The organism is Bifidobacterium sp. POST2/T3 (B1), assembly GCF_058197115.1.
In genome coordinates this window covers 1-8474 of sequence record NZ_JBVPQK010000098.1, presented here as the reverse complement: position 1 = coordinate 8474, position 8474 = coordinate 1, and the positions used below count along the sequence as shown (strand labels likewise).

Genomic DNA, 8474 nt, shown 5'->3' with positions numbered 1-8474 from the left:
GGCAGATATACCCTGGTCACCCTGCTCCGCCGCGCGAACGGTCTGAGCGCCTGGCGGGCCAAGGACAAGGTCCTGGATAGGGACTGCCAGCTCTTCATCGCCGGGGATTCCACCTGCATGGACCGGATCAACGTCAACGCCTCCAGCCTGGCGCTGAGCAAGGACCGCCGTTTCACCCCGGTCTACCAACTGCACACTCGTGACAAGGTCTCCCTGATCGTCACCGCCCCCGATGCTGGCATGTCCCTGAGGGACTACATGCACGGACCCGCCGGGGGAACGCTCAGCGACCGGGCCATCGGCACCATCATGGGAGAGGTCACCGAGGCCATGCGCACCCTGCATGCCGCCGGCATGGTCGATTATGCGGTCTCCACGAGCACCATCAGGCTGGCTCCAGCCTCGATCACCCTGGCCGATGCCCCCATATCGCCCATGCTTGAACACCCGTCGGTCTCAACTGAGATGGGACTGACGGACGAGGAATATGCCATACGTGAGCTGGCCGGTGTGCTCTATGCCATGCTGACCAGACGGGCCGATCAGGACGGGCGGCAGCCCAGTCTGCAGAAACTGCCCAAGCAGACCCCAGAAGAGTTCAGAATCATCTGCATGCGTGGATTGGGGCTGGCTAATGAGCAGGGAGCCGTACCGGTCCCACTGGTCACCCTGGCGGAGCTTTCGGCCCTGCTCAGCCCCTGGGTTCCGCCTGAGGAACTGACCGACAGCGATCTGATCTGGCCCGAGCTGGACGGCCGTGCCTCCATCGAAGCCGTGGCCCTGCGCCCGGTGGATCCCAAGAATGTACTCCCGCTTCCCGCGGGGCTGACCTCCTCGGCCCTGCCTGCCGCGCAGACCGTGTCTCACCATGAGCCGCATTGGAAGACCAACCAACTGCTCTTCCCCGGCCGCAGCGAGATCGAGATGCTCAATCCAGAGGATACGGATACCGATCTCTTCTCGCTCTTTGACGAACGCCAGCGGCTGCGCTCGCTGAACAGCTCCTCCCGCAAGACGGAGGCCATGGATGTGAGCGCACTCAGGGCGACAACGGCCAGGCCCGCAGCCATGTATGAGGAAGAGTCCAAGGCTGTGACCGGACGGGTGCCGACCGTCAAAGGCGATCAGCGTAAACCTTCCGAGGCTCTCAGCGGCAATGGCGTGACTGCCAACAATCCCGTGGAACGAGGCTTCTCCCAGTGGGACTTCCACAAGTCCAGCAGCGGGGAGAACGGTCCGGCAGTCGGCAGCAACCAGGCCAAGGCAACGTCCAACCTGAACGCTTCACAGGACAGCAGAGGTTCACATACGCGCCAAACAGACGCTGCGGCCGCCAAATCTCATGTCGAAAGTGAAGGAGAACCCGCAGCCCGGAGTGAACACCCTCGCTCCTCCGCTACTTCTGAAAAGACCAAGGCCCCTACCCAGGCAGCCCGCTCCTCCAAGAACACTGATTTCGATGAGGAGGAGCAGCAGACCACAGTCATGGAGCCCCTGCCCCCCAGCTTCACACCTGAAATCCACTCCATGCCCGTGCCGGTGACTTACTCGGTACTTCCTGACGATGAGCAGGATAAGGATCTGAATGATGATACCGATATGGCTGACACCCGCCTGTTCGGTCGCTTCACAACTCGCTCAGTGGTTATTGCCATAGCGGCGGTAATCGTTGTGGTGGCCCTGGTCTGGGCCCTCTCGACCATTACTGGGTCACGATCCAAAGTCGGCAAAAGTGAGGGCGGCTGGCCGGTCATGTCTAACGTGCCCTTCCCAGGCAAGACCAATGAGAGCGAGGAAGCAACTCCCTCCAGCAATGACAACGGCGATGATCAGGCTCGGGCTGGCACCGATGCTGATACCGATAAGGTCAGCCACGCTGATAAGGAGGCAGGAAAGGTTCCCGATCCGCCCAAGCCCAAGAACACCACGGCATATCAGACCAGTCGACAGCTCTTCCTCAACAAGCCTGCCGGCCTTCAGGGTTATGGATGGTATATGCATCTGACCCAGCCGGAAGAGGTCTCTCGCCTGACCATCGTCGCGCCTCAGAGTGGCGGCCACGCCCAAATCTATGCGAATTCCACGGCAGCTCAGCCCAACCAGGGACAGCCGCTGGCCGACTTCAGCTTCGATGCCTCAGGAACCACCCAGGTCACCCTACGCGAGCCGGTGACGACTCAGGACCTGGTCGTCTGGGTGCCCATGGACGGCATGCCAGGAAACACCCTGCGCTTCACTTCCGTCCAAGCCTTCTGAGCATGACTATGGGTCGGCGGCAACAAGGCGAATCACCCCGACGTCGACTCACAGACCACCTGTCAACCACAATTGCCTGCAAGCTCCTTGGACCCCATCGGCCAGACATGACTGCCCACCCATCCATATGCCGATATCATAGGGTGTACCGAAATGGTAATGTGTTGGATTTTTCCTCCTACATAACGCCCGCAGGTAATACAGTTTCCTTAGACAACGGCGGCAGGAAGGCGGAAGTCAGTTATGGCGGATGATCCCAATATTGCGTCCAAGGTTATCAAGAACGATCCTTGGTATAGCTCCTATGCAACACGAGCCGAGCAGATGCGCGCATCCGAGATTCGTGCCCTCTTCGCCGTGGCCAATCGGCCTGAGGTGGTCTCACTGGCTGGCGGGATGCCCTACCTGGGCCGGATGCCCTTTGATAAGCTGGCCGACCAGCTCGGCGACATGCTGCGGAGCAAGGGGCAGGTGGCCTGGCAGTATGGGTCAGCGCAGGGCGATCCCCATCTGCGCGAAGACGTGCTGCCCATTATGGAGCTGGAAGGCATCAAGGACGTCCAGCCGGATGATGTGGTTATCGTCAACGGTTCCCAGTCTGGACTGGACCTGATTACCAGGATCATGTGCGACCCCGGCGATGTGGTGCTGGCTGAGGCGCCCAACTATGTGGGCGCTCTGGGTGTCTTCCAATCCTTCCAGGTCGATGTAGTCAACGTGGCCATGGATGGAGACGGGCTGATTCCCGAGGCTCTGGAGGAAACCATTCTAGAGCAGCGCCACCAGGGCAAGGCAGTCAAGTTCCTCTACACCGTACCCAACTTCCACAATCCTGCCGGCGCCACTATGAGCGTCGAGCGGCGGCCACGAGTCATCGAGATCGCTAAAAAATACCATGTGCTCATAGTGGAGGACAATCCCTATGGACTGCTGGCCTTCGACGGCCAGACCTATCCGGCCCTGCGCTCTTACGACTCCGAGGGCATTGTCTACCTGAGCAGCTTCTCCAAGATTATCGCCCCGGGCATGCGCGTGGCCTGGATGGTTGCACCTCCTGGCATCCGACAGAAGCTGGTTTTGGCCAACGAGTCAGCCATTCTCTGCCCCTCCAACATGAGCCAGATGACCATCACCACCTATCTGGACAACTTTGACTGGAAATCGCAGATCAACGACTACCGGGGAATGTACAAGGAACGCTGCGATGCCATGGACAAGGCCTTGAAGGAATATCTGCCCTACTGTTCGTGGCTGAAGCCCAAGGGCGGCTTCTACATCTGGCTGCAGATACCCCAAGGGCTCAACGCCAAGGACATGCTGCCCAGGGCGATTACCGCCAAGGTGGCTTACGTGTCAGGCACAGCCTTCTACGATAACGGGGAGGGCGCGGACCATATGCGCCTGTCTTTCTGCTACCCCACTCCCGATCGGATCCGAGAGGGAATACGCAGACTGTCAACGGTCATCGAGAATGAACTCGCCACCGTCCGGCTGTTCGAGCCCGACAGCGGCAAGGAAAGGGGCTGAATCATGGCGGCCAAGCACAGCAAGACACCACGGCAGCAGACCGGCGGCAAAACTCCGGCAGCCGGCAAGGCCAAGACAACTGCGAGCGCGATGACAACCGCAGTCGCCAGCCCGGCCAACACCGCAACCACCACTGCGACCACGGCTGCTGGCGAACCGGCCAAAAGAGCCAGGCGGACCTCGCATCGCTCCACTCGTGAGGCCACGCCGTTCACCATGGACGATGTCCTCTCCCTGGCGAGCAAGGCCACCAAGCGTGCCGATAAGTCCCTCCTGGTTATCTGCGGCGGCCTCAGCCATGAGCGCGACGTCTCCATCAGCTCGGGGCATCGCGTCCAGGGATTCCTGGAGGAGGCCGGATGGACGGTCCACGTCCACGACATGGATGGCTCGCTCCTGCCCTACCTGACCGATGAGTCGACCCGCCCTGATCTGGTCTGGCCTCTGCTGCACGGCGCCAACGGCGAAGACGGCTCCATCCGTGATGTCTTAGAGATGGCGGAACTGCCCTACATTGGATCCCGGGCCAAGGCCTCTCGGACCGCATGGAGCAAACCCATCGCCAAGAATGTTGTCCGCATGGCCGGGTTGCAGACGCCACATTCCGTGACCTTGCCCGAATCCATGTTCCGCGAGCTGGGAGTCGAACCCGTTATCGATATGCTTCTAGGTTCGCTGGGGCTCCCGCTCTTCATCAAGCCCACCATGGGCGGCTCAGCCATGGGTTGCACCATGGTGACTGAACAGAGCCAGCTCACTCAGGCGTTGATCAACTGTTTCGCCTACGGTGATGTGGCTCTAATCGAACAGGCTGTCACGGGCACTGAAGTCTCCGTCTCCATTCTCGAATTCGACGGACACCCCTTGGTCCTGCCTCCGCTCGAAATCTGGACTCCCTCAGGTACCTACGACTTCGAGGCTCGTTCCACCCCCGGCCCAACGGAGTTTTATGTTCCAGCCCGACTGGACGCCAAAACCACACAGGCTGTGAGCGATGCTGCACTGACTGCCCACCAGGCTTTGGGACTCCGCGATATCTCACGCACCGACTTCATTGTTGATGCCCAAGGTCAGCCGCAATTCCTGGAGTCCAACGTGGCGCCCGGCATGACGGACACCTCGCTTCTGCCCCAATCAGCCCAGGCGGCTGGCTACAACTTGCCAGAGCTATACACGGCATTGGTTCAATCAGTTTTGAATCAAAAACGAACCGACTGAAATCCCAAAGCCTATCTGGTTCTGCCTACCATTCGGTTAGCATAAGGAAAGTCCGCATGATGCATGGTGTGTAAATTGCCCAATATGCATCACGCGGACTTGCAATATACGTAGCCTGCGAATACAGGCAGGGCAGATAGTGCACAAGATGAGCACACTACACGGACCAACAGTTTGTACTCATTGAGCACGATGCTCTATTCTGCGTTCATTCTTCTCTGGCCACCAAACGTCAGTTGTTCACCGGTCACCACTCATCGTCGGTTATTCCGCTCCCTCTATCTGTTAATCTTGACCCCCACTTCTCCTTCACTACTCAGTCAAAGCTAACACTGACTGAAAGGTATGCTCAACCTAGTCTCGGTTTTTATATTGTCGACTAGGCTGACCTGCAGAAGAGAGGCGGTCTAATAAATAGCCGATGCCAGAATGGCCGGTCATTCTCCGGAACTCAACTCACAATATACTGCTGTATCGCTCCACACCCATGCATGCAATCGTGGTCGATATCGAATGTTTCACGTGAAACATTCTGGGGTGATCGACTTACTTCACGGCACAACGCCTATGACCGGCAGCGAATCCCGCCAGTTAAAAGTGCGAGTCTAATAAAGCAATGGGTCAGATAAAAATGAATACAACCTTTCTAGGACAGCAATCATTGGGAATTCTGCACCAATCGGCACAGAATGGTTTTACCAAGATGTTTATCAAGCTGAATTGACTACATATAAGGTGTAGACATCACTGCTTTTCTGCCTTCGAGAATCGAGTCATCGCTACTATGGCATCAAGAACTTCGAACGAAAGCTAAGTCCGCACCAGTAAATCGCAATTCCGTCACTGGCATTGTTGCGTCAATTCATTAACCGTAATTTGTTCGTCCTCATCGCTGAGAACACGATCTTCCTATCTGAATTCATCTTTCGAGTCATATCGCTTACGATCGGTTCGCTCCCCCGCGACCGCTCAAAAGCCATCAATAAGAGCCCATAGAGACCTTGCAGATCAGTGGATACATATTACAGGCGCATCCGTCTTTGTTGAAGGACCATACTTTCGTAAGATCAAACAAACAATTGAAACAGTACCCCACCATGATTGAGCTGCCTACGGCCTAGCTAGATATTCCTTACTTGTTTCTTTTGCTTTCCTCGCTCTTGTTTGAAGCGCGCGAAGAACTTTCAACAGTTTCTTCCTGAGTTGATGATGAACACCGGCCGGCACTCCTAGCAGTCATATCTTCATCAGCCCCAAGGCTTTTGTCTGTTGTCAGAGAATCGGCGCCCAACTCGTCGTTGTTGTCATCAGGGCTTGGAGGATTCCAAAAACGCCAGCTATGCCAGCTGTCATCCTCGCTCTTATCATTTGTTTGATGGCTGGGATGCTCCCGCAGCAATCGATCAACTCGGAGCATAAACCAGATCAGCACCAGAATCGTCCCAAGATTGGTTAGGATGGCGACTATCACAGTTTTCTCCATGGTTCAAGAATAGCCTGCCCCTGTCAGAACCGAGCTTACTGTGAGCTAACAAGCGCTCTTTTTCGCCCACCGCATGTGACTCAGTCATCCTGAATAGATACAGTAGCGTTATGAAGCAAACTGTTCATGATGCGATTGTTATAGGGTCCGGACCAGCAGGTTACACCTCCGCCATTTATCTTAGCAGGGCTGGATATGCTCCACTCGTTATTGCAGGAGCCCTAACACCTGGCGGTCAGCTTATGAACACGACGGAAGTAGAGAACTTCCCTGGATTCCCTAAAGCAGTGCTCGGCCCCGATCTTATGGATCAGATGCGTGATCAGGCCGAACATTTTGGTGCTCAGATTGAATACGATGATGTCGTCTCAGTTGACTTGAGCGGAGACGTCAAGCGGATCACCACCGATGGCGGCGAAGAATATCAAGCTCGAGTCGTCGTCATCACCACTGGCTCGCAATATCGTAAATTGGATATTCCCGGCGAGCGTGAGTTCTCAGGACGAGGGGTATCCTACTGCGCCACATGCGACGGCTTCTTCTTCAAGGACAAGGCCATTGTAGTGGTTGGTGGAGGCGACTCTGCCATGGGTGACGCGGACTTCCTGACCCGTTTTGGCTCTTCTGTTACACTGATCCACCGTCGCCAGGGCTTCCGCGCTTCAAAAATCATGGTGGACCGTGCCAAGGCAAATGACAAGATCAACTTCCTTCTTGATTCGGTCGTCACTCGGATCAACGGCGACGATAGCGGCGTAACCTCTTTGGATGTCCGCAATACAGCCACTGACCAGCAGTCCACTATTCCAGCTAATGGAGTCTTCGTAGCCATTGGATTCACTCCTCAGACTGCTTTCCTTAATGGCCAAGTTGATCTGGATCAGGACGGCTATATCCTGGTCGAAGGTGGGTCAACGAAGACTTCTACACCTGGGGTCTTTGCCGCTGGTGATGTCACCGACAAGATCTATCGTCAGGCCATTTCCGCTGCTGGCATGGGTTGCCGTGCTGCTTTAGATGCTCAGGAGTATCTTACGAATTTGGATAACCGATAGGGCTTGATACGCGCCTCGGCAAACAAGAATTTACGTGCCTGGCAGTTTACAATTGCCAGGCACTTCGTTTATCGATTATGCGCAGCTGCCTATATTTAGTTTCCTTTTATTCCTCATTGACATCCACCGGACACCCTACTCAACAGGAACATTCCCTGCCCCACAGCAGCTCAAATCATCCTCTGCTGACACAAGCCACTTTCCACTGATGCAACTTGCCACAACAGAGCCCACCTCTTTCTAACGCCACAACTGAAATTCTCAAGGTTGCGCTGCACGAATCTGTCACCTCACCTCAACGGCTAAAGCCAACCTCATTGAAAAGCCGCACAAAAGCAAGGGCTTATTACTTACCAGATGATAAACACACAAACAACAATTCCAACATGGCCGAATAGGTGGCTTGCCAACAACGACTAACTGCATATCTTTCGATTGAATGTACCCATCACACTACTGACAAGTATGAAGGCGAGATACCGATACGACTAGATATAGCTACCCGACAAAATGACCTGAGTAACCAGGTCTGTAGCGATTCACAATCCAACTGCCTGCCGGCTGGCTATTTTCCAGCTTCATGCTGATTAATCGAACTTTTTCAGCACTGATATATCTGATCAGTGAATGGAACATACCTATGATGCCCAATCATTCTGGCCCTAAGACAAGTTTAGCGATTGCTCATCAGCTCAAACTAAACTCGATCGGGTTATGAAGCAATCGCTCACTTTAACGGCAAGGTTTGGATAAACAAATCCTGAAGTCTCACTTTCAGAATGGGATCAAACCCAGCCTTTATCGCCAGAATGACTGTCATTACTTGCAGATTGATTCTTTTCCAAGAGAAGGGCAACGATGCGGTCCATGTCTTCAGGCGAAGAAAACACGATTTCTATTTTCCCGTGCTTTTTAGTGCCCTTGATGGCCACCTT

5 protein-coding genes are annotated in these 8474 nt (G+C 55.2%); 4 read left to right on the top strand and 1 reads right to left on the bottom strand.

Going from position 1 to position 8474, the window contains the following annotated elements; translation table 11 throughout:
• The 3 genes from AC0AP0_RS06185 to AC0AP0_RS06175 all read left to right on the top strand — a co-directional run.
• Nucleotides 1–2256, top strand: a 2256-nt coding sequence (locus AC0AP0_RS06185) for a protein kinase family protein (RefSeq protein WP_490429735.1), incomplete at its 5' end; no start/stop codon positions are given.
• 243 nt (nt 2257–2499) lie between these two features.
• Nucleotides 2500–3783, top strand: a complete 1284-nt coding sequence (locus tag AC0AP0_RS06180; RefSeq protein WP_490429734.1) for an aminotransferase-like domain-containing protein — start codon at nt 2500–2502, stop codon at nt 3781–3783.
• Between the two features lie 3 nt (nt 3784–3786).
• Entirely contained in the window at nt 3787–5001 is a 1215-nt protein-coding gene (locus AC0AP0_RS06175; protein ID WP_490429733.1) for a D-alanine--D-alanine ligase family protein, read from the top strand.
• Between the two features lie 1132 nt (nt 5002–6133).
• Here the strand turns inward: AC0AP0_RS06175 and AC0AP0_RS06170 are convergent.
• On the bottom strand, nt 6134–6484 hold the full coding sequence (locus AC0AP0_RS06170; protein WP_490429732.1) for a hypothetical protein: 351 nt from the start codon (nt 6482–6484) through the stop codon (nt 6134–6136).
• A 110-nt stretch (nt 6485–6594) separates the two neighbouring features.
• Here AC0AP0_RS06170 and trxB point away from each other — a divergent pair, with 110 nt between their 5' ends.
• Nucleotides 6595–7539 carry a thioredoxin-disulfide reductase gene (trxB, locus tag AC0AP0_RS06165; RefSeq protein ID WP_490429731.1) on the top strand — a complete coding sequence of 315 codons (945 nt, stop codon included), beginning with the start codon at nt 6595–6597 and terminating at the stop codon, nt 7537–7539.
• Nucleotides 7540–8474 lie beyond the last annotated feature (935 nt).